Raw genomic sequence first — 807 nt, forward strand, 5'->3', positions numbered from 1 at the left:
CCGGCGCCGGTGACGAGCACGTTCTCCGGTTTGTAGTCGCGGTGCACGACACCGTTGGCGTGGGCGGCGGCCAGGCCGGCGAGTGAGCCCTTGAGGACGCAGAGCGCGGCCTCGGGCGTGGTCGGGCCGTGCGCGCGCAGCATCTGGCGCAGCGACACGCCGTCGACCAGTTCCATCACGATGGCCGCGCCGTGCGGGCTCTCCACGTACTCGTAGAGGCGGCTGACGTGCGGGTCGTCGACCTCGCCGAGCAGCCGGGCCTCGGCGCGGAATGCGGTCCGGAACGACGAGTCCTCGCCCAGGTCGCGGACCAGGTACTTGATGGCGACCGGGGTGCCGGTCCGGTCGTGGGTGGCGAGCACGACGCTGCCGGACGCGCCGGCGCCGAGCCGGCGGACCGGCGTGTAGCCGGACAGTTCCCAGCCGCTCATGCGACAGACTCCACCGCGTCCCACGGGCGGGTGTCGGATGCCGCCTCGCTGGTCATTCTCACCGGGCCGGGGCGGCCGGCCATCGGCGCAACGGCTGCTTCCGGCCGCCGGTCGGCGGCCGGGCGCCCGCGCGGCACGGCGCGGCGCGGTAGGTGGTCGGTTTCGGACACACCGCCACGAGTACCAGATCCCGGCAACCACCCTCACCTCGTTGATCATGAGGTTGGCATGGACAAAAGGGACCGACATCGCCGTCAACTTCATGATCGACGGAACAGGCGGAGGGTGGCGGTCAGAAGCGGCGGGGTGGGGGGATGCCTGCGGGCGGAGGGGTGCGGAGCAGCCAGATCGGGTTGCTGGCGCCCACGATCTCGCC

The 807-nt window shown here is 72.4% G+C and carries 1 protein-coding gene; it reads right to left on the reverse strand.

The annotated features are described in order from the left end of the window. Window positions 1–431, reverse strand: a 431-nt coding sequence (locus tag BAW75_RS10750; RefSeq protein WP_146074827.1) for a serine/threonine-protein kinase, incomplete at its 3' end; no start/stop codon positions are given. Window positions 432–807: the final 376 nt, after the last annotated feature.

Origin of the sequence: Micromonospora chalcea, assembly GCF_002926165.1 — a bacterium.
GTDB lineage: Bacteria > Actinomycetota > Actinomycetes > Mycobacteriales > Micromonosporaceae > Micromonospora > Micromonospora chalcea.